Annotated in this window: 21 protein-coding genes and 2 pseudogenes; 11 read left to right on the plus strand and 12 right to left on the minus strand. The window is 59.5% G+C overall.

The features are described from left to right. Positions 1-42: 42 nt before the first annotated feature. The 4 genes from AC2GXZ_RS26010 to AC2GXZ_RS26025 form a co-directional block, all read right to left on the minus strand. Positions 43-1,104: a sugar ABC transporter substrate-binding protein gene (locus AC2GXZ_RS26010; RefSeq protein ID WP_483762137.1), complete on the minus strand. Its 1,062-nt coding sequence runs from the start codon at positions 1,102-1,104 to the stop codon at positions 43-45. A 52-nt stretch (positions 1,105-1,156) separates the two neighbouring features. After that, on the minus strand, positions 1,157-2,077 hold the full coding sequence (locus AC2GXZ_RS26015) for a sugar phosphate isomerase/epimerase family protein (RefSeq protein ID WP_483762234.1): 921 nt from the start codon (positions 2,075-2,077) through the stop codon (positions 1,157-1,159). A 244-nt stretch (positions 2,078-2,321) separates the two neighbouring features. Continuing rightward, positions 2,322-2,504, minus strand: coding sequence for a hypothetical protein (locus AC2GXZ_RS26020; protein ID WP_483762138.1), 183 nt, complete (start codon positions 2,502-2,504; stop codon positions 2,322-2,324). A gap of 41 nt (positions 2,505-2,545) precedes the next feature. Continuing rightward, positions 2,546-3,550 (minus strand): AraC family transcriptional regulator, encoded by a 1,005-nt coding sequence (locus tag AC2GXZ_RS26025; RefSeq protein ID WP_483762139.1) that lies wholly within the window; start codon positions 3,548-3,550, stop codon positions 2,546-2,548. A 288-nt stretch (positions 3,551-3,838) separates the two neighbouring features. Here AC2GXZ_RS26025 and AC2GXZ_RS26030 point away from each other — a divergent pair, with 288 nt between their 5' ends. The 5 genes from AC2GXZ_RS26030 to AC2GXZ_RS26050 all read left to right on the plus strand — a co-directional run bounded on the left by AC2GXZ_RS26030 (position 3,839) and on the right by AC2GXZ_RS26050 (position 9,598). After that, complete coding sequence (locus AC2GXZ_RS26030) at positions 3,839-4,750, plus strand: carbohydrate ABC transporter permease (RefSeq protein ID WP_483762140.1); 912 nt, start codon at positions 3,839-3,841, stop codon at positions 4,748-4,750. Further along, entirely contained in the window at positions 4,747-5,574 is an 828-nt protein-coding gene (locus AC2GXZ_RS26035) for a carbohydrate ABC transporter permease (RefSeq protein ID WP_483762141.1), read from the plus strand. Before AC2GXZ_RS26030 ends, AC2GXZ_RS26035 begins: the two co-directional genes overlap by 4 nt. Positions 5,575-5,631: 57 nt before the next feature. Next, positions 5,632-6,996, plus strand: coding sequence for an ABC transporter substrate-binding protein (locus AC2GXZ_RS26040; RefSeq protein ID WP_483762142.1), 1,365 nt, complete (start codon positions 5,632-5,634; stop codon positions 6,994-6,996). Positions 6,997-7,064: 68 nt separating this feature from the next. Further along, positions 7,065-8,531: an amidase gene (locus AC2GXZ_RS26045; protein ID WP_483762143.1), complete on the plus strand. Its 1,467-nt coding sequence runs from the start codon at positions 7,065-7,067 to the stop codon at positions 8,529-8,531. Further along, the gene (locus tag AC2GXZ_RS26050) at positions 8,531-9,598 is read left to right on the plus strand and encodes an ABC transporter ATP-binding protein (protein ID WP_483762144.1); all 1,068 of its coding nucleotides are present in this window, start codon (positions 8,531-8,533) and stop codon (positions 9,596-9,598) included. Before AC2GXZ_RS26045 ends, AC2GXZ_RS26050 begins: the two co-directional genes overlap by 1 nt. Positions 9,599-9,934: 336 nt before the next feature. On the opposite strand, the gene yghX is transcribed toward AC2GXZ_RS26050, so the two are convergent. The 5 genes and pseudogenes from yghX to AC2GXZ_RS26075 all read right to left on the minus strand — a co-directional run. Continuing rightward, positions 9,935-10,822: a YghX family hydrolase gene (yghX, locus tag AC2GXZ_RS26055; protein WP_483762145.1), complete on the minus strand. Its 888-nt coding sequence runs from the start codon at positions 10,820-10,822 to the stop codon at positions 9,935-9,937. Between the two features lie 183 nt (positions 10,823-11,005). Next, positions 11,006-11,761, minus strand: a complete 756-nt coding sequence (locus tag AC2GXZ_RS26060; RefSeq protein ID WP_483762146.1) for an iron ABC transporter ATP-binding protein — start codon at positions 11,759-11,761, stop codon at positions 11,006-11,008. Next, positions 11,758-12,654 carry an iron chelate uptake ABC transporter family permease subunit gene (locus tag AC2GXZ_RS26065; protein WP_483762235.1) on the minus strand — a complete coding sequence of 299 codons (897 nt, stop codon included), beginning with the start codon at positions 12,652-12,654 and terminating at the stop codon, positions 11,758-11,760. The genes AC2GXZ_RS26060 and AC2GXZ_RS26065 overlap by 4 nt, the downstream gene beginning before the upstream one ends. Before the next feature lie 61 nt (positions 12,655-12,715). Continuing rightward, positions 12,716-12,958 (minus strand): annotated as a pseudogene (locus tag AC2GXZ_RS26070) (iron chelate uptake ABC transporter family permease subunit); the annotation flags it as partial. A 12-nt stretch (positions 12,959-12,970) separates the two neighbouring features. Beyond that, positions 12,971-13,357: pseudogene (locus AC2GXZ_RS26075) on the minus strand (TonB-dependent receptor plug domain-containing protein); the annotation flags it as partial. An 893-nt stretch (positions 13,358-14,250) separates the two neighbouring features. Here AC2GXZ_RS26075 and AC2GXZ_RS26080 point away from each other — a divergent pair. The 5 genes from AC2GXZ_RS26080 to AC2GXZ_RS26100 all read left to right on the plus strand — a co-directional run bounded on the left by AC2GXZ_RS26080 (position 14,251) and on the right by AC2GXZ_RS26100 (position 20,992). Continuing rightward, the gene (locus tag AC2GXZ_RS26080; RefSeq protein ID WP_483762147.1) at positions 14,251-15,831 is read left to right on the plus strand and encodes an ABC transporter substrate-binding protein; all 1,581 of its coding nucleotides are present in this window, start codon (positions 14,251-14,253) and stop codon (positions 15,829-15,831) included. Between the two features lie 119 nt (positions 15,832-15,950). Next, positions 15,951-17,288, plus strand: a complete 1,338-nt coding sequence (locus AC2GXZ_RS26085) for a hydantoinase/carbamoylase family amidase (RefSeq protein WP_483762148.1) — start codon at positions 15,951-15,953, stop codon at positions 17,286-17,288. Between the two features lie 11 nt (positions 17,289-17,299). Further along, complete coding sequence (locus tag AC2GXZ_RS26090; RefSeq protein ID WP_483762149.1) at positions 17,300-18,241, plus strand: ABC transporter permease; 942 nt, start codon at positions 17,300-17,302, stop codon at positions 18,239-18,241. 13 nt (positions 18,242-18,254) lie between these two features. Beyond that, entirely contained in the window at positions 18,255-19,118 is an 864-nt protein-coding gene (locus tag AC2GXZ_RS26095) for an ABC transporter permease (RefSeq protein ID WP_483762150.1), read from the plus strand. Between the two features lie 5 nt (positions 19,119-19,123). After that, positions 19,124-20,992: an ABC transporter ATP-binding protein gene (locus AC2GXZ_RS26100; protein WP_483762151.1), complete on the plus strand. Its 1,869-nt coding sequence runs from the start codon at positions 19,124-19,126 to the stop codon at positions 20,990-20,992. Positions 20,993-21,146: 154 nt separating this feature from the next. Here AC2GXZ_RS26100 and AC2GXZ_RS26105 read toward each other — a convergent pair whose 3' ends face one another. Genes AC2GXZ_RS26105 through AC2GXZ_RS26115 form a run of 3 tightly spaced genes read right to left on the minus strand, consistent with a single transcriptional unit; the run spans position 21,147 to position 24,584 of the window. Continuing rightward, a complete protein-coding gene (locus AC2GXZ_RS26105) occupies positions 21,147-22,562 on the minus strand; it encodes an amidohydrolase family protein (protein WP_483762152.1) in 1,416 nt (471 codons plus the stop codon). 12 nt (positions 22,563-22,574) lie between these two features. Next, positions 22,575-23,894, minus strand: a complete 1,320-nt coding sequence (locus AC2GXZ_RS26110; RefSeq protein ID WP_483762153.1) for a dihydroorotase — start codon at positions 23,892-23,894, stop codon at positions 22,575-22,577. Positions 23,895-23,939: 45 nt separating this feature from the next. Beyond that, positions 23,940-24,584, minus strand: coding sequence for an aspartate/glutamate racemase family protein (locus AC2GXZ_RS26115; protein ID WP_483762154.1), 645 nt, complete (start codon positions 24,582-24,584; stop codon positions 23,940-23,942). A gap of 233 nt (positions 24,585-24,817) precedes the next feature. Between AC2GXZ_RS26115 and AC2GXZ_RS26120 the strand changes: the two genes are divergently transcribed. Then, the gene (locus AC2GXZ_RS26120; protein ID WP_483762155.1) at positions 24,818-25,726 is read left to right on the plus strand and encodes a LysR substrate-binding domain-containing protein; all 909 of its coding nucleotides are present in this window, start codon (positions 24,818-24,820) and stop codon (positions 25,724-25,726) included. Positions 25,727-25,860: the final 134 nt, after the last annotated feature.

Consider the following 25,860-nt stretch of genomic DNA (forward strand, 5'->3'; position numbering starts at 1 on the left):
AAGGAGGGGAGCCGGTCTCGGGAGGACCGGCTCCTGTTGCGATTACTGCGCGGACGCAGCATCCTTCATCAGCACGGCGCGGATATCGACACCGTCGCCCTTGTACTTGGCAAGGTTGTCCTTGGTGATCAGCGCCTGCGGAGTGGCGACGACACGGGCCACCTTCTGGCCTGCGACGAGACGCAGCGCGGTTTCCATCGCCACTTCACCGGTCAGGATCGGGAAGCTGTCGACCGTGCCGGTCAGTTCGCCGGCCTCGATCGACTTGTAGGCATCTGAAATACCATCCGTGCCGAACACGGCGACCTTGCCGAGCAGGCCGGCAGCCTTGACCGCTTCGATGACACCCAATGCCATGCCGTCATTGTTGCAATAGAAGCCGACGAGATCCGGGTTCTGTTGCAGAATGTTGGTGGCGGCATCGTAGGACTGCTGGCGATCCCAGTTGCCCGGAACACTGGCAACGACCTGGAACTTGGAGTTCTCGCCAATAGTGGATTTGAAGCCCGCTGTGCGCTGGACAGCGGCAAACACGCCGGCCTGCCCTTCGATGATGGCGACCTTGCCGCCTTCCGGGCGGTTGTCGACGAACCACTTGGCAACACGTACGCCGTTGTCACGCTGGACGTTGCCGACATAGTGTTCGGCCTGCGGCACGACGGCATCGTTGACGTTGACGACGGGGATGTTGGCTTCCTTGGCCTGTTCCATGACCGGCTGCAGGTTGGCATCGGTCTGCGGCGACACGAGAATGACGTTGAAGCCGGTGGTGACCATGCCTTCGGCAATCGTCAGCTGACCCAGCTGATCGCCCTCGCTCTGCGCTGCCTGATAGGCAACAGTCGCGCCGGCCTTTTCGCCGAACTTTTCATAACCTTCGCCGAGCGAACGCCAGTATTCGTTGGTGAGCGTCTTGGAAACGCCGCCGGCGCGCGTGCCTTCCGGAATTTTCGGAAACGCGCCGTATTTCGCTTCAAGCTGCGACCAGTCGACCCGGTCCTTTTCGGTATCCGAGTTGAGCGGTGCAAGCTCCTGCGCGAAGGCCGCGCTTGCCATCAGCGCGAGCGCCATGCCGGCGATCGCGGATGTCAGGTGTCTGTTCATGGTATCCTCCCAGGTGTGGTTGTTGGAATAAAAGATGTCTCTTGGAGCCTCCTCAAGCGACGTCGCCGAGCATTGCCTCCTGAATGATCGACTGCGCAGTGACGGCATCCTGACGGTCGATCGCGCTGCCGAGGCGGTTGTCGCCCTCAAGGCGATCGACGACCTTCAGCATACGCTTGACGGTCTGGATGTTGACTTCGCATTCATGAACCGGATCGAGGCCGGTCATGTCGGGGAAGGTGTCAAAATAGATCGCGCCATCGTAACCGTCACGGCGGATCTGGCGCAGCAGTTCGATGGTCTGGATCGAGTGCACCGCACCGACCATCAGGCCATCATCGCGCTTGGCATAGCCGTCATTGAGGTGAACGCCGAGCAGGCGGCTGTGGCGGGCGATCATGGCAGCGGCGAAAGCCGGCTGTTCGTCGGCATAAAGCACATGCGCGAAATCGAGCGTGACGCCGAGGTTGGCACATCCGGCTTCCTTGATCGCCAGAAGCGTTGTGGCGCAGTCCGGCATCAGGCTGTAGGAGCGCGGCTCGTTGGGCTTGTACTCGATCGAGATCAGGCAATCGGCATCATGTTCACAAACTTCACGAATTCCGTCGATTTCGTGTTGCCACATACGATCATAGTCAGCCTGGAAGGCATAATCGAAACCGTCCTGGCCAAGCCAGATGGTCATCAGGTTGGAACCTGCTTCGCGGGCGGCATCAATACCGGCCTTTGTGAGGTCGATCGCCTCACGGCGAACGCTCTCATCCGGATGAGTGAACGCGCCGAGCTTGAAAGCCGGGTTGGCGTAATAACGCATGGCAAAACCATTGATCGCCAAGCCCATATCTTCCAGCTTGCGCTTCAGCTCGATCGGCTTTTCACCGACGTGATCGGGGTAGTTGAGGTCCAGATCGGTGAGGCCATCGACCTTGGCGGCACGCGCCGCCATCTGCAGAACCGACGGCTTGCCCTTCATGTCCGGCCACTCAGCGGCAGGATTCGAGGCAAACGAGTTGAGGCGGGTGGCAAAACGGAGGTTCGACAATGTCTTCGGCCCTATCGAAAAATGATCAGATGGCCATGCTTCACAAATTTATGTTATTTTGTAAAGTAAAATAGTTTTTGCGCTGCAACACAAAGCTTTGATTGTTTGTTGCATGTCAGTGGTGACGACTTTCTCGTTTTGAACCGAGCCGCGAGGCTGGAAATGTCATGAGGCGTTATCTAGTCACTCGGCCGCCGGCACAGGTGACCAGCACGATCAATGTTGTGCCGACGTTAGCTCCAGGCATAAAGGACAAAGCCGGCATCAAGCCGAGCGGACCACCGGCTGCGAACCCGGATGCCACAAGCCCGGTCGCTGTGTTGCTATGCAAAACCGCAGGTACTCCAACATCGGCCACGTATCAGCGATTCATGCGATGCAAAACGCGTTCTAAGTGATCTATTGTCGAGAATAGTCGTCACGCATCTTCGATGGGCTCGATCCCGAAAAATTGCGGAAAGCGCGCGAGAAGGAACTCGTCTCACTGAAACCGAGCCGAAACGCGATGTCGGTCACCGGCAGATCTGTGTTTCGGAGCCAGTCCACGGCCACAGTCATCACCGCTTGGTTTCGAATGTCACGGAAGGAAAGGCCTTGCATTGCGCAGTTTCGCTGCAGACTGCGCATGGAGCAGCCAAGAAGACGCGTTACATCCTTTATGGCGATGCCGCGACCACAGAGTAGCTCGTCTTTAAGAAGCACACGCAGCATTTCCGCAAATCCCGTGGCATTCACCCCGACGACCGGCTGAAGCTCCATATGGGCCTGGAGGATATCGGCAAGATCATCGTCCGCCAGCGGATTGCCAGCCCGCAGGAATTCAGCGGGAAACTCTACGCAATTGGTTCGCGCATTGAAGATTGGCTGAATGGCGAAAGGTGTCGGATATCGGCTTTGCCCCTGTTGCAGGTGACTGGAATGCGGCCCATGGGCAAACCTGAATCCAGCTCTTCGCCATTGCGACCCGCATGCGGCAGACAGAAAACGCATCAGTATGCCCGTGGAGAACTCCGCATCCTGACGGTAATATTTGATCGATGAATCCTGAACCTGATAAGATACCGACGCCAGATCGCCTGAAACCTGCAGTTCAACATTGGTTTTGCTTTGGATGCGTCCGTAATAGGCGACGTAGGCGCGCAAACTGTGGCCGATCGTCGGCGCGCGATACATGAGGTGCCCGAGCGCGCCGAAGCTTCGCATATCGAAACTCTGTGCAAAATAGAGACCGAAGTCAGGGCGCTCCGTCACACATGCCGCCATTTCCAGAGTTTCTGCAAAGGCAGCAAGCGGAATGGTTTGTTGCTGCGCCGCGGATCTCACCAGACCATCAGCGTCGACGCCGAGTGCGCTGAGACAGTTCTCCAGCCCGAAACGAGCAGAACTGACGACATGAGCGACCATTGGGCTTACTCACTCCAATTCCACCGCGAACTGGACTGACGATCTCCGCCGTGCCACTCGCGAACTTAGTTCCCGTTGGCTGTTTGCGTACGGCCCGGCGAAAAAACGATTGCACCGGGAGAAGCGCGCAGGTCAGCCATTTTTGTAGCACACCTCGACAGGCATGCGGATTGGCAGAAAATGTCAACAAGCAGGTAACAAATGTCAAGCCGCGATGGCCCTTGACGCCTAACCTTGCCTAAGGACGACGGGCTTTCCCCGTTCGACGGCAACTATGGGGAGTGCTGCTTGGCTTCGAACACCCGCAGCAGGCGATCGACACATTCACCAAGTCGATTCATCGTGTTGATGCTGATGCCGGCCATGGCGCTGCTGCTGGCATTCACGGTCGTTCCCTTCGGCGTCAGTGTCGTTCTGAGTCTGACGGATATGATGCTATCGAACCCGCCGACGAAGTTCATAGGCCTTGGAAATTATATCGAGCTGCTGACAGCCAGCGACTTCCGCCAGGCACTCTGGCGTTCCGCCGTATTCGTCACCCTCGCAGTCTGCCTGGAAATGGGTCTGGGCCTGACGGTGGCACTGCTGCTCTTCCGCACCAGCTCGTTGTGGTCGGGGCCTTTGCGCACCGTTTTGATCCTGCCGTTGGCGATCACGCCGGTCGCGGCGATCTTTACCTTCCGGATGATGCTCAACCCCAGTCTTGGCGTAGTCAACTATCTGATGCAGTCGCTGGGCCTTCCGCCACAGGACTGGCTCGGCTCTCCGAACCTTGCGATGTTGACCATGGTCGTGGTCGATGCCTGGCACTGGACGCCGTTCATCATTCTCATCCTGTCGGGCGGCCTTGCGGCCTTGCCGGCTGAGCCGACCGAGGCGGCCCAGATCGATGGCGCAACCGAATGGCAGACGCTTCGCTTCGTTACCCTTCCCATGCTTTTCCCGTTCATGGTCGTCGCGGTGCTGTTGCGGGCAATCGATGCACTGAAGGCCTTCGATGCCTTCTACGTGCTGACCGGCGGAGGGCCGGGGCGCTCCACCACCACGCTCAATGTCTTCGCTTTCAAGGAGGCGCTGGAATTCACCGTGCTAGGCCGCGGTGCGGCCATCGCGATCCTGATGATGCTGATCATCATCGCCATGTCCCAGCTTCTATTGCGCCGAACCAAGCTGCTGACCATCACGGGAGAAGGCCAATGACCGGGACACAGCCTGCCGGGATCGGTACATGGGCGCGCCGCATCATCCTGTTTCTCTTTTGCGCCTGGACGCTCTTCCCGCTTTACTGGCTGCTCAACACCTCGCTGAAGCAGCCCGTCGATGTTGTCGCGCGTCCACCAATCTTCGTCTTCGTCCCGACGCTCGATAACTACGCCTCCGTGATCGGCGACCCGGTGATCCTCGGCTATTTCTGGACAACCCTCGGCGTCTCTGTCGCCACGACTTTCTTCGCCATCATCATCGGCACACCGGCGGCCTATGTGCTGGCCCGGTTCAGCTTCCGCGGCAGCACCGATATCGGCTTCTGGATCCTGTCGACACGCTTCACCCCACCGGTTGCCATGCTCATTCCGTTCTTCGTGATGTTCCAGAGCCTCGGCCTGCTTAACACCCATGCGGGCCTCGTCATCTCCCATGTCGCGTTGAACCTGTCGCTGGTGATCTGGCTGATGCGCGGTTTCTTCGCCGAAATCCCCAAGGAGCTGGAGGATGCGGCCTATATCGATGGCGCAAGCTATTTCCGCACCTTCCTCACCATCATCCTGCCGCTCAGCCGCACAGGGATTGCCGCCGTCGGCGTACTGGTCTTCCTCTTCACTTGGAACGAATTTCTGTTCTCGCTGATCCTCGGCGGACAGATCCCGATGATCTCGGTCGGTCTCTACAAATTCATCGGCTACCAGCAGATCGAGTGGGGTCGCCTGTCTGCCACGGCGACGCTGATGCTCGTCCCGGTCATCGTCATCCTGCTCGCCTTCCAGCGGCAGCTCGTCCAGGGCCTGACATTGGGTGCCGTCAAATAACAACAATTGAAGAAGGCCGAAGCGCCCGAGATCAACATATCAACAGAGGTGAACGTGATGTTTCCAGAAAAACCTTCTTTCAGCATGAACCGCCGCCGCTTCAGCCAGATCATGTTGGGCGGTGCAGCCATAATCGCAAGCCCGAGCATAATAACGCGCCGGGCGTTCGCGCAGGCCGACTTGTCCCAGTATTCGAGCGCCTCCGTCGATTGGCAGCAGGCAAAGGGGACCGCCATCACCCTGGCCGGCGCCACACATCCCTGGTCGGACGCCATTCTTCCGCTGATCCCGCTGTTTACCGAACTGACGGGCATCACCGTGACCACCGATTTTCAGTCGGAATCCGAATTCCTGACCTCGCTTCCCGTCAAGCTCGGCGCCGGCAGCTCCGTCCCGGACGTCTTCATGTACCTCTCTTATGGTCAGGGCATTGGTGCGGGATGGCTTGAGCCACTTAACAGCTACTATTCGAACAAGGATTTGCTCGATCCTGCTTGGTACGCCGAGGACGATCTGCTCGGTGCCGCGCGCGGTTTCCCGGTCTGGAAGAATGGTGAACGCTACGCATTCCCGATCACTTCGGAATCGCAGATCATGTTCTTCAACGACGAAGCGATGAGCAACGCCAAGGCGAGCATCCCGAAGACGTTCGAAGAGCTGCTGGGAACAGCGAAGGCCCTGAAATCCAACGGCATGGCCGGTATTGCCATGCGCGCCAAGGCAGCAAGCAGCGCTACGGCGGCATCAATGGGTTTCCTCTTCTCCCATGGCGGTCGCATGGTCGACGACAGCGGCAAGGTTGCCTTCCACAGCGCCGAGGGTATCAAGGCTCTGGATATTTACGGCCAGCTTCTGCGCGAAGCCGGCCCGATGGGCGTCGGCACCTATGACTGGTATGAAGTGCTGAACGATTTCACCCAGGGCGCGGTCGCCATCGCATCCGACAGTTCCAACTTCGCAACCACGATCGGCAATCCGGCGAAAAGCCGTGTGGCCGGCAAGGTCAGTTATTCGTCGCTGGTCTCCGACGGCAGCCATCCCGTGACCCCATACATGTCCTGCTGGCAGGCCTGCATCAATGCCAAGTCGCAGCAGAAGAAGGCGGCATTCCTGTTCATGGTCTGGGCAACCTCGAAACCGACAGCAATGCTTGCATCGGCAAAGGGGCTAGCCACCACACGCGCCTCTGCATGGTCGAGCGACGCCTTCGGCAAGTCCTTCGGCCCGCAGGCGGCGAAGGCAGCCCTCGACAGCCTCTCGACGGCAGATGTTGGACGCTCTAAGGAAATCCTCTTCCACCCTCAGGCACCGATGATCTTCGATGCATTTGCCACGGCGACCAACGAAATCGTCACCGGCGGCGTTTCGGCATCGGAAGCGCTCACGTCAGCTGCCGAACGCGCCAACCGCGCCATCCGTTAGCACGCATCATCGCCCAGCCGGCATCGCCTGGTGCCGGCTGAGTGGAAGCTCGATTTGCAGGATTGATCATGGACCTAAATCAGTTGAACGCCATCCAGATGCTGGATGGCTTCCGAAGCGGCAGCTTCTCGCCTGTCGACGTGGCCAAGGCCTGTCTGGCGCGTATCGATGAGACGGCATCGGCACTCAACGCCTTTTGCTACCTGGACGAGGCGCGCACCCTGAGCGAGGCAGAGGCATCGGCCGCACGTTGGGCCGCGGGACTTCCCAAGGGCATTCTCGATGGCGTCCCCGTCTCCATCAAGGATTTGATCGATGTCGAGGGCTGGCCGACACTGTGCGGCACCAAGGTGATCGAACCGGAAAAGGCGATTGCCAAGACCAGCGCAATCACCGTCGAACGGCTTCTGTCGCAGGGCGCAGTCCTCCTCGGCAAGACGACGACAACCGAATTTGGCCACAAGGGCGTCAGCGACTGCCCGTTGACGGGCGCGACCCACAATCCCTGGAACGTCGCCATGACCACCGGCGGCTCGAGCTGCGGTGCCGGCGCCGCAGCGGCGGCCGGCCTCGGCCCGCTGCATCTGGGCAATGACGGCGGCGGTTCGGTGCGCATTCCGGCATCCTTCTGCGGCGTTGTCGGCATCAAACCGGGCGCCGGCACAATCACCCTTCCGCTCCCTTCGATCACCGGCCCGCTCGTCGCCGCCGGCCCGCTGGCGCGCTCGCTTGCCGATGCTGCGCTGATGCTGGATGCCTTGGCGGACCGGACCGGACCGTCGCTGGTCGATGCCGCAGTAAACACCGGGGCCGCACCACTTGGCGGCCGGTTGAGTTCTGCACTTGGCCGACCGATAAAAGGCATGCGCGTCGGCCTGCTTGCAACCATTTCCGACGCCGCGGTCGATCCTGTCACGGCAACCGCCGTGCGAAATGGGGCACAGCTCCTGTCTGCGGACGGTGTCAGCATCGAGCATGCCACCCTCGACCTGCCGGATTCGGAAGCTGCCTATATCACCATCCTTTCCGCCGGAACCGCGATGATGGCGGATGACTATCCGGCCGAGCGCCGGGACCTGATGGAATGGGGACTGCAGGAACTGATCCGTGTTGGCCAGACGATCACCGGGCAGGCCTATGCCAAGGCCTATCATCGGGTGCGCGGCGACTTCATGGCACGGTTACGGGCGCTCTTTGCTCAGCATGACGTGCTGATCCTGCCGACCATGCCGCATGCGGCCTTCCCTCTCTGGCATGATTATCCCGGCCCGCAGGATCGTGGCTGGCGTGCGGACTGGACGCCGTTCACCTTCCCGTTCAACCTCTGCGGTCTGCCGGCATGTTCCATCCCCTGCGGACTGGACGAGACAGGCCTCCCCATCGGCTTGCAGATCGTCGCTCCCTGGGGCGGCGAAGAGAAGCTGCTGACCGTCGCTGCCGCCCTCATGCGCCGGCTGCCGCGTCTCGTTCCCCCCGATTTCGTCACACCTGATCTTCGCAACGCAACGGGTTTCATTCACAAGGGAGCTCGCTGATGGCCTCGGTCGCGATCAACAACCTGCGCAAATCGTTTGGCCAGACCGATGTTCTGCATGACGTCTGCGTCGATGTGGCCGACGGCGAATTCGTCGCGCTGGTCGGCCCTTCCGGTTGCGGCAAGTCGACACTGCTGCGCTCGATCGCCGGTCTGGAACGGGTCAACGGCGGCGAAATCCGCATCGATGACGAGGATGTCACCGATCTCGCACCCCGCGATCGCGACATCGCCATGGTATTCCAGAACTACGCGCTCTATCCGCATATGACCGTGCGGGAAAACATGGGCTTCTCGATGAAGCTTCGGCGCGAACCGGCAGCCACGATCGAGCGCGAAGTCATGCGGGCAGCCGATATTCTGGGGCTCGGAGAGCTTCTCGATCGGAAGCCCCGGCAACTATCGGGCGGCCAGCGTCAGCGTGTCGCGATGGGTCGCGCCATCGTCCGCAATCCAAAAGTGTTTCTCTTCGACGAGCCGCTTTCCAATCTCGATGCCCAACTGCGGGTGCAGATGCGCACGGAGATCCGCAAGCTGCAGAGAACGTTGAACGCCACCGTCATCTACGTGACCCACGACCAGATCGAGGCCATGACCATGGCCGACCGGATCGTCGTAATGCGCGGCGGTGTTGTCGAACAGCAGGGCGCGCCGCTCGACCTGTTCGACCAGCCGCAGACGAGCTTTGTCGCGGGCTTCATCGGTTCGCCGAGTATGAACCTGTTGCCCGGCAGACTATCGGTAGAAGGTTTCACAACCCGTGCCGGTACAAAACTGCCGGTCCCACCTGGCTTTTCCCCAGCCGACGACGTTCTCTACGGCATCCGGCCAGAGGCCTTGACCTTGTCTCCGGAAGGAGGCGGAGTTCCCGCAAAGGTGGTGTTGGTGGAACCGCTCGGTTCCGAAACCCTGCTGGTGGTCGATCTTGGCGGCGAGGAAGTGCAGGTCATGCTGCGCTACCGCGCCCCGGTGAAGCCGGGCGAGACACTGACAGTAATGCCCGAATTGAACGCAATCCATATTTTCGACGCCCAAAACGGACGACGCCTTGACCCCGATGCGCTCTGAGCAAGGATGAAGGTGACCGTTCATACCGAATAAATCACAGACCTCATTTCCCAAACCCATAAAGGAAGTCCACCTCGTCACTGGGTAACATCACACCCAGTGAATTTGCGTAGAAAATCGTTCTGGAAAAACAGGCCGCATAAGGCCCGATTGAAAACCCAAGACTTTCCTGAAATCCGGAGGGACGATGGGGCTCAGGTCAATTGCATTGGCGGCACCTTTGACTCTTCCGCCCTGCCGGTCGCTTGCATCCATGGCCTCACGCTCTTGGGTGTGACTGGGCTTGCGGTCAGTCAGTTGCGCGGCTGAATGTCGCCCGAACGCGGCATGCGCAAATCAAACGAGGTATTTGTTGAACCATGCGATCGTGCGGTCCCATGCCAATTTGGCGGCGGCCTCATCATAGCGAGGAGTGGAATCGTTGTGGAAGCCGTGGTTTACATCAGGATAGATGTGAGCCTCGTAAGTTTTGCCTTCCTTTTTCAAGGCCGCCTCGTAGGCCGGCCATCCCTCGTTCACACCCTTATCCAGTTCGGCATAGTGAAGCAGAAGCGGAGCTTTTATGCGCGCGACATCCTCGGCCTTGGGTTGTCGACCATAAAAAGGCACTGCAGCAGACAGCTCCGGATAGGCGACCGCTGCAGCATTCGAGACACCACCGCCGTAGCAAAAACCCGTCATGCCCACTTTACCCGTGGTCAGGTCGCTCTTCATCAGGAATTCCACAGCAGCGAAAAAATCGTTCATCAGCTTTGTGGGATCAACGGATTGCTGAAGCGCTCGCCCTTTCTCATCATTGCCTGGATAACCTCCAACAGAGGTCAGACCATCCGGAGCAAGGGCAACAAAACCAGCCTTGGCAACACGGCGCGCAACGTCCTCGATGTATGGATTAAGGCCACGATTTTCGTGAACGACAACGACGCCCGCAAGCTTGCCCGATATCTTGGCCGGCTTGACCATATAGGCCCGAACGTCACCATTGCCGTTCGGCGATGGATAACGAATATATTCGGCGATGATATCAGGATCCGTGAACTCGACCTGCTGTGCAAGCGCATAATTCGGGCTCATCGATGACAGGATCAACGCAGCAGTCAGTCCGCCAACCGCATATTTCCCAGCGCGGTCCAAAAATTCTCGCTTTGTGATCCTGCCATGCGCGTAATAATCATAAAGCTCGAGAAGCTCTTGCGGGAAATCCTTCGCGGTCAGACGGTCCATGATCTTCTCCCTCACCTGGCATCTGGCATATCACGGCGACACGATGTCAGCGATCACGAGCGTGTCATCAGCGTCTACGCTTTTGTTAAACGGCACATGCTGATCGTCGGCGTTCACGCCTGCGCGATCGCCCTTGCGCAAAAGGCAGTAGACGCGCACAGCATACTGCTTCGGATACGGAATTCAGTAGTACGTTGCGATGCGGTTCCCGTTGAACTCATGCACCCGGAACGCCGTTTCGTAGATCTCGGTCAGGACCTCGTCGCGGATGATCTCATCGGGACTTCCCTGACTGAAAAGCCTGCCCTGCCGCATGGCAACGATATGGTCGGAGTAGCAGGAGGCGAAGTTGATGTCGTGCAGCACAACGACGACGGTCCTGCCGAAATCCCTGGCGGCATCACGTAGCAGCCGCATCATCGCCACCGCATGGCGGATGTCGAGGTTGTTGAGAGGTTCGTCGAACAGCATGTAGTCGGTGTCTTGTGCGAGTACCATGGCCACGAAGGCGCGCTGCCGCTGGCCGCCGGAAAGCTCGTCGAGAAACCGGTATTTCAGGTCTTCAAGCCCGAGGTAGCCAAGCGCCCGATCGATATGGCTCCGGTCTTCGGTAGTCAGACGTCCCTTGCTGTAAGGGTAACGGCCGAAGGCGACGAGATCGATAACAGTCAGCCGTGCTGCAAGATGATTGTCCTGTCGTAGGATCGAGAGGCGCTTTGCCAGAGCGTCCCCCGGTGTGCGGGCGACATCGAGCCCATCGACCATCACTGTACCCGCATCGATCGGCAGAAGCCGTGCAATCATCGACATCAGCGTCGATTTGCCTGCACCATTCGGCCCGATAATAGCCGTCAGCCCGCCTTTCGGCAGGGTGAGCGACACATTATCAACGACGACCGTCTGGCCATAGGATTTGCTGACGCCGGAAATGCCGATCATCGCACTCGCCCCTTGAGAAGAAAGATAATGAAGAACAGCCCACCGGCGAACTCGATGATGATCGAAAGCGCCGTATCGAAAGCAAAGACCCGTTCGAGGACGGTCTGGCCGCCGACGAGGCAGATGACCGCCACCAGAACCGCGGCCGGCAGCATGAAGCGATGATTGGTCGCCGGCATCAGGATGTAGGCAAGGTTTGCCACCAGCAGACCGAAAAAGGTGACAGGGCCCACAAGCGCCGTGGATATCGATACCAGAACCGAGACGAGAACAAGGATCTTCATCGTCGTCGCCTTGTGGTCGAGGCCGAGAGAGATCGCCGTGTCGCGGCCGAGCATCATGACATCGAACGTATGGAACATCCGCCAGATAGCAATTGTCACCAGTCCGATCAGCAAAACCGAGACACCCACCAGCGTCTGGTCCGTCACGTTGAAACTGGCAAACAGCCGGTCCTGCAGCACGACGAAATCGTCTGGACTGATAATCCTCTGGATGAAGCCGGACAGGCTGCGGAACAGTCCACCCAGCACGATGCCGACCAACACGACGAGATGGATATTGTGCCGACCAGTACCAAAGAGAAGGCGGTAGAGGGCAAACGAGAATCCAACCATGACAGCCACTTCGACGACAAACATCAGCCGAGCATCGAGACCGCTCAGCGTCGCGGCGCCGAAAAGAAAAACGATGGAGGTCTGCAGGAGCACGTAAAGCGCGTCGAACCCCATCAGCGCCGGGGTAAGGATGCGATTGCCGGTCACCGTCTGGAACAACACGGTCGATACGGCGATCGCATAGGCGACGATCAGCATCGCTGCGAGCCGCGTGCCGCGAAAGCTCAGCACGAAGGACCAGCTTCCCCTGGCGCCGACGGTCATGAACGCCACCATGGTTGCGACAGCCAATGCAGCCAGCCAGAGGAGGACGAGCGTCGAGGCTTTCCGGGTTTTCTCAGGCGACACGGCCTTGCCTCCTCAGCAGTAGGTAGAGGAAAAAGACGCTGCCGACGATCCCGAGCACCGTACCGACGGGAATTTCAAACGGTGCATTGATGCTGCGACCAACGATATCGCAGACGAGGATCAGGCCCGCACCGCTGATGCCGATCCATGGCAGGCTTTTGCGCAGATTGTCGCCCATTGCCATGCTGACGAGATTGGGAACGATCAGGCCGACAAACGGCACGACACCGACGATCAACGTGTTTTCCGGTCCCATGCCGCGCAGTTCGATCTGACGCTGGTTGCCACGCTGGCCGGACGCCGTAGTCCCGGTCAGGTTTGCGCCCGGCATCTTCCGGATAATCTCGGAAATGTCGTTGGCAGGCGGCGTTCTGGCAATGTCTTCCGAGCTGATGGTCGAAACACCGGGTGCCTGCTTCAACTGCTCACCGGCAGTCAGGACGATCGGCTTCAGCTCCGTTTCGTCCGTCGTAGCTTCGTTGGCGTCCTGCGCTGAAACCGGCATACTGCCGATGCAGAAGATCAGCCCCAGAGCCGTCGCCGAAAGATAATGGCGTGCGCGCTGCTGTCGAACGCCAACGAGATTAACCTGCATGTTTTGCCCCCGCAAATACCTGACTAATTGAGTCATCCATCTCTTTAAGAGCGTGCCGAGGGTCAATGTCGATGTTTTAGAAAGCGTCTAAATTCACGATCCCGCAAAGGTCGATGTGTTTGTCGCGTTGTTCCATGGGAACTTGAATGGACTGTCGGTCCGCCCAACTGACGCTAGGCCGCTTTGGAGGTCTTTAAGGCATCCAAACCGGCGACCAATCGTTTAAAACGTAGCGCCGAACAAGTTCACTACCTGTAATATCAAACGTACACAACGTTGCCGGGCGCAAACAAAATCAGTCTATGTAATTGGTATAACTGGCATTTTTTTGAAAACCTGCTCTGACGCATCGACCTCGTTGCAGCCGGAATCGGCAGTCCTTCGGATATCTCGGAGGCTGCAGTGATTATCCTATCTCGGCGGTATGCCGGCAGCCTATCCGCAAACGACCGACCATATCCTGGCTGCTTCTGAACCGCGCAGTCCAGCAACATCTCCATCGACCTTGACGAGTGCAATCACGGCACATGCGGGGTTGCTTCAAGCTTCCGAGCCAACGATCGGTTATGCATGCCTGTTCACGGCGCGCCGGTCTTTTCGTGAACCGTCGCTTGCAGGAAGTCGGTGTCGTTCGTGGCAAAGCACACGGCGATCAAACTGAGGGACACGCTGGATGCACCATATGCCTAATCTTCAGTTCGACGCAAAAAACGATGTTACGCCATTGAGCCAACAGCTTTTTTGCCAAGGCGAGGCTATTCGTTCCGCAAATATACATCTCCGATAAATCATATTGATGGCCGTTGCCTTTACGGCTCCCGGTGCGGCATTCTCCCCCAGTCATAACAACAAGGACGCGACCTGATCATTCGTGCAGAGCCATGCTCTGCGCGCTAGCTGGCTTGCGTCGTTCAAAGAGGCTGGAACATATGCTTAGACGCCGAACTTTCCTTCAGGCCGCTGCCGCGGCGACGATTATCGGAAGCCCTTCCATCACGCGTGCCGCATCGCAATCGACGCTGCGCTTCATTCCCGTCATCGACCTCGCCTTTCTTGATCCGGTCGCAACGACCGCTCAGGTGAGCCGTACGCATGGTTATATGGTCTTCGACACGCTTTACGGAATGAGCAAAAACCTCGAAGTGTCGCCGCAGATGGTCGAGGGCCACACCGTCGAGGATGACGGCAAGCTTTGGACGCTGACGCTACGCGACGGGCTGTTCTGGCATGATGGCGAAAAGGTTCTGGCGCGCGACTGCGTTGCAAGCATTCGCCGCTGGGCGGCACGCGACACTTATGGCAGCTCCCTGATGCAGGTGACGGACGAGCTTTCGGCACCGGACGACAAGACTATCCGCTTCCGCCTAAGGCGCCCATTCCCCTATCTTCCGCTCGCACTTGGCAAAGTGGCGTCACCGGCCTGCTTCATGATGCCGGAAAGGCTTGCCAATACCGATCCGTTCAAGCAGATCCCGGAAATGATCGGCAGCGGCCCCTTCCGTTACGTCGCCAACGAGCGCGTGCCGGGCTCGCGCAATGTCTATGAGCGGTTCGACAAGTACAGGCCGCGCGAGAGCGGCACGCCGGACTGGACGGCCGGACCCAAGATCGTCAATTTCGATCGAGTCGAATGGACCACGATGCCCGACGCGGCAACGGGGACAACCGCAGTCCAGGCCGGCGAGCAGGACTGGCAGGAAGCGATGCCGCATGATTTCATGCCCCTGGTCGAGGCAGATTCCAATCTGCGCACCCAGATCCTCGACGAACTCGGCTTCACCTGCCAGATGCGCGTCAACCACCTGCAACCGCCATTCAACAATCCCGCCATCCGCAGGGCCCTGCTCGGCGCCATCGATCAGGAAGCATTCATGACGGCAGTTGCCGGCTCCGATCCACGCTTCCGTTATTCGCCGCTGGGTTATTTCACGCCCGACACCCCGATGGCCAGCAAGAGTGGTCTCGACGTGTTTACCGGTCCGCGTGACTACGAAAAGGTCAAGGCAGAGCTCAAGGCTGCGGGCTACAATGGCGAAAAAGTCGTGCTGCTCGTTCCTGCCGATTCACTGGCTCAGAAGCCGCTTGGCGATATCGCCGCCGATGTCATGCGCAAGGCCGGCATGAATGTCGAATATGTGGCAATCGACTTCGGATCGGTGCTGAAGCGTCGCGTCAACAAGGGCACGGCTGAAGAAGGGGGCTGGAACGCGTTTGTCGGCAACTGGCAGGGCATCGACTGGCTGAACCCGCTTGGTCATAGCACGCTTCGCGGCGACGGCGTCTTTCCCGGCTGGTACAAGAGCGACAAGATGGAAGCACTTCGCACCCAGTGGATCGAGACTGCGGATGCCGGCGATCAGATCCGCATCGCCGACGACATTCAGAAGCTCTCTTTCGAGGAAGTGCCCTATTATCCGATCGGCCAGTACAAGCAGCCTTCCCTGCATCGCGCCGATATCGAGGGCATCATGAAGGGCACGTCCGTCTTCTGGAACGTCCGCCGCGCCTGATCCCCTGATACGATCCCTGGGATCGGCCGGCTCGTTTCGAGCGGCCGGTCCCAACGAACAAAAGCCGGCTCTTCGCTTTCGGATAAACCGGCCATCACACCAGCAGAAGCCCCAATTCCATGCCCCCTAGCATTCAGCAGATTCTCTCCGCCGTCGAAGCACGCCGTGGCGATGTCGAGCATCTTTTCGAGACACTCGCAGCCGGCAGCCCGGGCAATCCCGGCATTCTTCGCGACACCTATGGTGCCGGCGAGAATTTCGCACATTCACTCATCGCCGACCACGCGAACACACTGTCGCTGACCGTTACGCAGGATGCAGCGATGAATACGTTTGCCACCTGGCGGGGTAGCGACCCGCAGGCAGGCTCAATCATCATGGGCTCGCATCTGGACAGTGTTCCGCATGGTGGCAATTTCGATGGCGCTGCAGGCGTTGTCGCCGGACTGACGGTGATCGCGGCCCTGAAGGACCTGGGCATGAAGCCCGCCTGCGATGTGATCGCCATGGGCGTGAGGGCGGAAGAAAGCGTCTGGTTCGGCGTTTCCTATATCGGCAGCCGATCTGCATTGGGCAGCTTGCCGGATGGCGGTCTCGAAGCTCGTCGGATCGATACCAACCGGACATTGGCCGAGCATATCGCCGAATGCGGTGGTGATCCCGAGACGATTGGCCGCCGGGAAAAGTCCCTCGATCCTTCGTCCATCCGGGCGTTTCTGGAAGTCCATATCGAGCAGGCACCGAGCCTTGTCGAGATGCAGGTACCGCTTGCGATCTGCAGCGGTATTCCCGGCAATTTCCGTTATCCGGAAGCACATGTCATCGGTCGCCAGGACCATGTCGGCACGCCCCGCCGTTTCCGCCGGGATGCAGCGATGGCGGCAGCCGACCTTGCCATGGCGATGGACACGAAATGGCGCGAGGAACAGGCCGCTGGCGTGCCGCTGGCCGTGACATTCGGGCGGTTCCACACCGACGCCGCCGTCCATGGCATGACCAGCGTACCAGGTAGCTTCGCTTTCAGCCTTGATGTGCGTGCCTATGATCCCCCCGTGCTTGCCCGTCTTGAGGCATTTTTCCTCAAGCAGGTCGCGCGCATCGAAGGCGAACGCGGCGTGCGTTTCGAACTCGGCAAGCGTGCCGGTGCAGCCGTCGGGGTGATGTCGCAGAAGATCATCTCGGAAATGCAGGCAGCAGCCATAGCCTCAGGCCTCGACGTGACCCAGATCGGCAGCCCGGCCTCTCATGATGCCGCGGCCTTTGCGGAAGCCGGTGTCCCCTCGACCATGCTTTTTGTTCGCAATGAAAACGGCAGCCACAATCCGGATGAAGCCATGGAAATAGACGATTTCATGAAGGCATGCGCCCTGCTTGCCTTGTGGGTCGCCGACCATGTCGATAGCCCCCTGGAAGACACGGCGGCGCGCGAAAATACCCGCGTCGACAACAGCGCATAAGGGGAAAATCCATGTATGCCTACATCCTGAGACGTATCCTGGCGACCATCCCGGTAATGCTGATCGTCGCCTTCATCGTCTTTTCGCTTCTCTATCTGACGCCAGGCGATCCTGCAGCGGTGATCGCCGGTGAACAGGCGACGGCGGAAGACATTGAGCGCATTCGCGCCAATCTCGGACTGAACGACCCGTTCCTCTTCAGGTTCGGCAGCTGGATCGCATCTATCATGCAGTTCGATCTCGGCACGTCGCTGCTGACCAACATGCCGGTATCGCAGATGATTGGGCAGCGGATCGAGCCGACATTGTCCCTGATGTTGCCGACCTTGATTCTGGCCGTCTGCGTCGCCGTGCCGCTTGGCGTCATCGCCGCATGGCGCGCCGGCACCAAAGTTGATCACTTCATCACCGTCTTTGCGGTTCTCGGTTTTTCCGTTCCCGTCTTCGTCGTCGGTTACGCGCTGGTCTGGAGCTTTTCGCTTAAGCTCGGCTGGCTGCCGGTGCAGGGCTATAGACCCATCGCCCAGGGCATTTCGCCCTGGTTGCAGCATCTGGTCCTGCCGTGCCTAACGCTGAGTTCGGCCTATATCGCTCTGATTACCCGCATCACCCGAACGGCCGTGCTGGAAGTGCTGCAGCAGGATTATATCCGCACCGCGGAAGCCAAGGGCGTCGGCCGTCGCTCCATCCTGTTTGTCCACGCGCTGAAAAATGCCTCGGTTCCGATCATCACCGTCATCGGCATCGGGGTTGCCCTTCTCATCGGCGGTGCCGTCGTGACGGAAAGCGTGTTTGCCATTCCGGGCCTCGGGCGTCTGACGATGGAATCGATCATGCGGCGCGATTACCCGGTAATTCAGGCGATCGTTCTGCTGTTTTCCATTTCCTACGTTCTCGTCAACCTCCTGATCGACATCGCCTATACCTTCGTCGATCCGCGCATCCGCTATTGAAGGGAGCGAAACGATGTCAACCATCAACACATCCGCAAGCAGCTTCCTCAGGGACACGACGCGTTATCCTACCGTGATCGCCGGAGCCATCCTGCTCGGCATCGTCCTTCTGATCGCGCTTCTGACGCCGCTGCTGTCAAACACCGATCCGTCCTACATCGACGCCGCCCGCCGCGCTCAGCCCTCATCGGCCAGCCACTGGTTCGGCACCGACATGCTCGGTCGTGACCTCTATACGCGCGTTCTCTACGGCGCACAGGTCTCATTGATCGTCGGCTTTGCGGTGGCGATCCTGTCGACCATTGGCGGCCTCGCCATCGGCCTGATGTCAGGCTTCGTCAAGGCGATCGACGCTGTAGTCATGCGGTTTATGGACGGCCTCATGTCCATTCCGGCAATCCTGCTTGCCGTGGCGCTGATGTCGATCAGCAAGGGCTCGGTGACCAACGTCATCATCGCCATCACCATTGCGGAAATCCCGCGAACCGCGCGTCTGGTGCGCGGCACGGTGCTCAGCCTGCGCGAACAGCCTTATGTCGAAGCCGCCGTCGCCGGCGGTACACGCCTGCCAACGATCATTTTCAAGCATATTCTCCCCAACACGCTTGCACCCTTGATCGTCCAGGCGACCTATGTCTGCGCCAGTGCAATGATTTCGGAATCGATCCTGTCCTTCATTGGAGCGGGCGTGCCTCCCGTCATCCCATCCTGGGGCAATATCATGGCAGAGGGACGGACCCTGTGGCTGGTAAAGCCCTTCATCATCTTTTACCCGGCAGTGTTCCTGTCGATCACGGTTCTCGCCATCAATCTTCTCGGAGACGGACTACGTGACATGCTGGATCCGCGCAACGCCCAAAGAACGACGTCCAGGTAAGCGCCATGATCATGTCAGACACTCTTAAAATCGCGCCTGAAACGGCTTTCGATCCGGTCCTTTCAGTGCGCGACCTCACCGTTTCCTTCGGTTCTGCCGATCAGTGGAAACCCGTCGTCCGCAATATTTCCTTCGACGTCGGCGCCAACGAGACCGTCGCCGTTGTCGGCGAGTCCGGATCGGGCAAGAGCGTCACGGCTCTTGCCATCATGCGGCTCTTGCCGAAGATGACGAGCCGGATCGACGGGCAGATATTGCTCAATGGCCGCAATCTCCTCGATCTGCCGCCGCAGGCCATGCAGGCCCTGAGAGGCGACGAGGCGGCAATGGTCTTCCAGGAACCGATGACCAGCCTCAATCCGGTGCTGACCATCGGCTTCCAGCTGGCGGAAGCCTTGAAATGGCATCGCGATCTCTCCAATGCCGAGGCGCTCGCTGAGGCACGCCGGTTGCTCGACCGTGTCCGTATTCCGGCTGCCGAACGGCGCCTTGCCGAATATCCGCACAATCTTTCCGGCGGGATGCGCCAACGCGTGATGATCGCCATGGCGCTGGCCTGCCGCCCGAAACTGCTCATCGCCGACGAGCCGACGACCGCTCTCGACGTCACCATCCAGGCACAGATCCTCGATCTCATCCGCGAACTGCAAAGCGACGGCGGCATGTCGGTGCTGTTCATCACCCACGACATGGGTGTTGTCGCAGAGATCGCCGACCGCACAGTGGTGATGTTCCGTGGCGACCAGGTGGAAACCGAAAGCACCGAGGCAATCTTCCGGGCGCCCACCCATCCATATACGCGAGCATTGCTGGCTTCCGTGCCACGGCTCGGCTCCATGCGCGGCATCGATCTGCCCGTACCCTTCCCCAAGGTGGACATGGAGACTGGCGCGGTTCAGGAGCCGGAAAAGACGGCGGTAGCACCTGCCCGTTACAAGATGGTCCTCGACGTGCAGAACCTCGTCACGCGGTTCGACATCCGTTCGGGCCTGCTCAACCGGGTTTCCGGTCGGGTTCACGCCGTCGAGGACGTTTCCTTTTCGATCGCCGAGGGAGAAACGCTTGCGCTGGTCGGGGAATCCGGTTGCGGCAAGTCGACGACGGGGCGCTCGATCATGAGGCTGACCGAGCCGGTCTCGGGCTCTATCAGTGTCGACGGGTTCGATGCCAAGTCAGTCCGCGGGCCTGATCTGCGTCGCATGCGTCGCAGCATCCAGATGATCTTTCAGGATCCCTTCTCCAGCCTCAATCCACGCGCGCGGGTGGGGTCCTCGATCGCCGAGCCGTTCCTCGAACACGGGCTTGGTACGCGCGCCCAGGCGATGGAGAAGGTCGCGGAAATTCTGCGCCGTGTCGGCCTCGGACCGGATGCAATCGACCGGTTTCCACACCAGTTCTCCGGCGGTCAGCGACAGCGCATTTGCATCGCACGCGCCCTGATGCTGGACCCGAAGCTGATCGTTGCCGATGAATCCGTCTCAGCGCTCGACGTCTCCGTGAAGTCGCAGGTCGTCAATCTGATGATGGAATTGCAGGAAGCTCTTGGCCTTTCCTTCCTGTTCATCAGCCACGACATGTCGGTGGTGGAGCGCATCGCCCATCGCGTGGCGGTCATGTATCTCGGCGAAATCGTCGAGATCGGCTCACGGGCCGCAATTTTCGAAAACCCCCAGCATCCCTACACCAAGCGCCTTCTCTCGGCGGTCCCGATCCCCGATCCCTCCATGCGCCGGGGCGCAAGCACCAGCGCACCGCTTGAACTGAAAAGCCCGGTGCGCACGGTTGACTATGTTCCGCCAAAGCGCGAATTCCGCGATGTCTCGGCGGATCACAGGGTTCAGGTCTGGGGAGCGGAATGGGAAACGGAGGCCTGAGGAGGTCTCCACGACCTGTCAAAGGCAAGGAATAGAAAAGGGAGGCGCCGCCTCCCCTTTTTGTGCCGTTCCTGATGGACGACCCGCATCCGGTATTCACCAGGTGAACATTGTCACCCTGCCAGGCTTACGCTGCGGAGCGTCTATTTCCTAATCAGGATGCGAAGGCTGCCCGGGCTTCGGGCAGGTCCCATATGCGGGCGATGGCGGCACTTCCGGCCGCCGTGATCGACGCTTCATCGGCCAGCGTGTAGGCGCCACTCTCGACCAGAACGCGGCCATCGACGATGACGGTGTCGATATTGGCTCTGTTGGCGAGCGCGACAAGCGCCTTCATCGGATCGAACAGCGGCTGCAGATGAGGATGGGTCATGTCAACGACCGTCAGATCGGCCTTGGCTCCGGGGCGGATTTCTCCGAGATCAGGGCGCTTGATGGCGGCCGCGGCCTGCGCCGTTACGGCATCGATCATCGTCTGCGAGGATGCGACGGTCGCATCGCCGGAAACGACCTTGGAAATCATCGCTGCCGCGTTGATCTCTCCGAGCAGGTCCATATTGTAACCGTCGGTTCCGACCACCGTCCGAATACCCTTTTCGGCAAAACGGGAGAAGGCGGCCGTCTTGCCCGTGCGCGCGAAGACACGCGGGCAGTTGAGAACCGTCATGTCACGTTTCGCCATCAGGTCGAGATCACTGTCGGAGCATGCGATGCAGTGAGCCGCAAGCAGATCCGGTCCAAGCAGCCCCAGCCAGTCGAGATATTCCGCAGGAGTGCGCCCGTTGTATCGCTGGCCGATCACTTCGACTTCCCGCACGCTCTGGGCAAGATGAGTTGTCACCTGGACACCGAGTTCGCGGGCACGTGCATGCGCTGCCCTCAACAAGTCGGGATCGCAGGTATCAGTGGCATGCGGGCTCATCGTGACCTGGATACGGCTGTTATCCAGTCCATGCCATTTGCCGTGGATATCGTTCCATGTCGCGAGATCCCGCTCGGAATCGCTTCCTGACGCATCGGCGACATCATATTGCACGACGCCCTTTGCATCCGCCTTCGGGTTGGCGCTGGAAAACAGGTAGGGCGCACCATAGAAGCGCAGTCCCATTTCCAGAGCCGCATCGAACATTTCGGGTATGCCGTTGCGGAACGGTTCCATCACCGTTGTCGCGCCGCCCTTGAGAAGCTGCAGGATGCCGAGACGGCCGATCGCCATGCGCTCTTCAGGCGTCAGGATATCGATGCCGCTCTTGGTCAGGGGCAGAAGCACGCTGTAGACGACGCTCTGGCTGTTCTTTCCACTGCCGCCATCCTCTGCATGGGTACGGGCAACGGCTTCGGAGAAGCAGTGATTATGCAGGTTCAGCAGCCCTGGCAAAATGAAACGGCCGGGACGATCGAACACATGATCGGCATGAGCCGGCCGGGATGCGGAAACGGCAGCGATCTGGTCTCCCTCGATCACCACCCATTGGTCGCGTTTGACGACCGGTTTGCCTTCCTCGCGAACGAGGACATAGCTGCCGTAGACGGCAGTCGTTCCGGTTGCTTTCTGCGGCGCTTGCGACATGTTTTTACTCCATCAATCCTGAAATCGGGCCGTCCGGCCTTGAGGCGAACCGAGGACTTCATCCTCGCGCATCACGACCTTGCCTCTGACAATCGTTGCAACGGGCCAGCCGGTGACGGATTTTCCGGCAAAAGGTGTCCAGCCGCAGGGCGAGGCGATCCAGCTGTCCTCGATCGTGCGCTGCCGCTTCATGTCGACGATAGTAAAGTCGCCGTCATAACCGGCGGCAATGCGCCCCTTGTTCAAAAGCCCATAAACGCGAGACGGACCAGTGCCCATCAGGTGGGCAAGATGCGTCAGCGACAGGCGCCCGGCATTGACGTGATCGAGCATGATCGGGACCACCGTCTGAACACCCGTCAGGCCTGCCGGGCATTCGGGCCATGGCTTTTCCTTGGCAGCCCGCGAATGCGGCGCATGGTCGGAGCCGATCGTATCGACCCGGCCGTCACGAATGGCCTGCCAGCTTGCCTCCCGGTGCCGCTCGTCGCGAATCGGCGGGTTCATCACGCCGAAACCGCCGAGCGTGTCGTAGCAGTCGGGTGCCACCTGGGTCAGGTGGTTGACCAGAAGCTCGACCGTCGCGATATCGCGATAATCGCGCATATAGTCCAGCTCTTCGGCCGTCGAGACATGCAGGACATGGACACGGCGGCCCGTCTTGCGGGCAAGCGCCATCAGACGCCGTGTCCCGAGAAAGGCGCATTCGACGTCCCGCCATTCCATATGGTTGCTATGCGGCATGCCGCTCTCAAACATCGGCTTGCGCGCCTGAAGCCGATATTCGTCCTCGCTATGGAAGGCGATACGGCGACGGCCCGCGGCCATCAGGCGCTCCAGGCTCTCGTCATCCTCGACCATCAGGGCGGCGGTGGAGCTGCCGGCGAAAACCTTGATGGCGCAGACGCCATCCTCGGCTTCCAGTGCAGCGAGCGTGTCGATATTGTCCCGGGTGCCGGCGACGTAAAGCCCGATATCGCACCAGGACCTTTCTTCGGCATAACCGCGCTTCCAGTCTAGCCTTTCCGTATTGTCGATCGCAGGATTGGTGTTCGGCATATCGAACACGGTCGTTACTCCACCGAGCACGGCGGCACGCGTCCCCGTCTCCAGCGTCTCCACCGCCGGATCGCCTGGATCACGCAGATGGACATGGCTATCGATCATGCCGGGCAGGACATGAAGGCCCCTGGCATCGATGATTTCGTCGGCAGTCGCCTGTTGTGCCGGGCCGATATGAACGATCCGGCCGCCTGTGACGCCGACATCTGCCATCGCTTCGCCCCAGGGAAAAACACAGGTACCGTTGCGGATCAGAACGTCGAAGTGCATGGATGGATCCAGTCTTTGTTGCATTTCAGGATTATCGGCAGGACGTCAGGGGCAGATCAGGCGACCGATCGCCGTCATGACCGCCTGCTGCACGGGCTCGACCACCGGCCGGCCCAAACTCTCTTCGATCGCCAGCCGATGCCGCGCCATGCCGGCACAGCCGAGGATGACAACATCGGCTCCACGCTGGTCGATCAGGTGTCGACCGGCCTCGATCAACCTTGGCAAGATGTCCGCTCCCGCCGTATCGGCAGCACTGGCCTGCACCGGCCAACTGCCGGCGAACCGATCGTAGAGGCCCATCTGTCGGACATAACGCATCTGCCGACGTGCCGAGGCTTCCGAGAGCGCGATGATGCCGAAACGGTCGCCTCTGGTCAGAGCATGGGCAATTCCGCATTCGGCAATACCATGAACCGGCCGCCCACCTGCCGCCTCACGGACCGAGTGGATGCCCGGATCGCTGAAACAGGCAATCACGAAGGCATCGGCGTCGCGCTCGCCGATCCTGCGCACCAGCGGAAGAATGACGCTGTCTGCATCGCGCTGCGAGGCAATACCGCTCGGCCCATCCTCAAGCCTCTCGACATGCAGTTCGGGACCGCCCGCAAGGCGCATGGGCGAAATGCTCCGATCGATGGCCTCCGTCACTTCGAGCGACGAGTTAGGATTGATGATCACTATCTGCATGATTTTTTATTCGCGAGAAGGAAGCTGAAGGAGCTGGGTCGACCCGGTTTTGCGGAATCAAATCCGGGACAGCCCATCTTCGGAACTTACCCCAGAGGTGATCGAGACGGCAGTCGAGGCGACTATTATAAATGCCGTTCCGCTATTCGACATGATTATAGGGCGACACCGACTGAGGCGGCATACTATTTGCTTCTTGAATGGAAAGGCATGAAAGTATCGAGCGAAATTATATGAACCTGCGTCAACTGGAACTGCTTCGGGCGGTCATCCGCAATGAAACAACAATAGGAGCGGGGCGCGAACTGGGTTTGTCGCAGCCAGCGGTCAGCAATGCGATCAAGCATCTGGAGACACAACTCGGTTTCGCCCTGTTCGAACGGATCAACAACCGCCTGTTTCCGACCGTGGAGGCCCGTTCGCTTTACGAGGACTCCGAGCCGATCTTCTCGCTTCACGCGGCGCTCGAATTGCGGGTGCAGGACTTTCGTGAACACAAGGCCGGGCATGTGCGGGTCATTTCCACTCCGCCTATGGGTTACAGCATCATCCCCAAGGCGCTATCGGCATTCCGACGCGACATGCCGAATGTGAAAGTTTCCTTCGATGTCCGACGATTGGAGCATGTGCTGGACAGCGTCGATGCCGGAATTGCAGAGCTCGGCTTCGTCATGGCACTGGGTGAGCACCAGCCGATGCTGCATACTGAACGCCTCTATTCCGGCAGCATGGTTTGCGTCATGCCGCTCGGGCATCCACTTGCGGATAAAAACGTCATCATGCCCGAAGATTTGGCAGAGCATACGTTCATTGCACTCGACCGCAACACGCGCATGGGAAATCTTGTTCGCACGATTTTCGACAAGGCGAACGTGCCATATCAGTTCTCGATCGAGGTCCGTTATTGCCACGCGGCCTGTATCCTGGCCAGCAACGGGGTGGGTGTCGCGATTGTCGATCCCTTATCACCGCTCTGTGTCCAGCAGGATGCAATCGTCGTGCGCCCGCTCAGTACCTCTTGCGAAGTCAGTGCATCAGCCGTGCAATCGGGAAAAAGGCCATTGTCACGGGTCGCAAGAGCCTTCCTGCGAAGTGTACGGCTCGCCATGGAGCAACACGGCAAACTGAACTTGCCGTCGTAATGTCGTTGATCAGCCGCTCCTGCTTATAATAATTCAGGCAGCATTATTCAGCATGCAAATAGACAACGTCGCAATACTAGGGATTTCGTCCCGCCAAGCCACCTATTCCAAATTCGACTAGGCCTAATGAGATT

This window comes from Aliirhizobium sp. YIM B11859 (genome assembly GCF_057163345.1).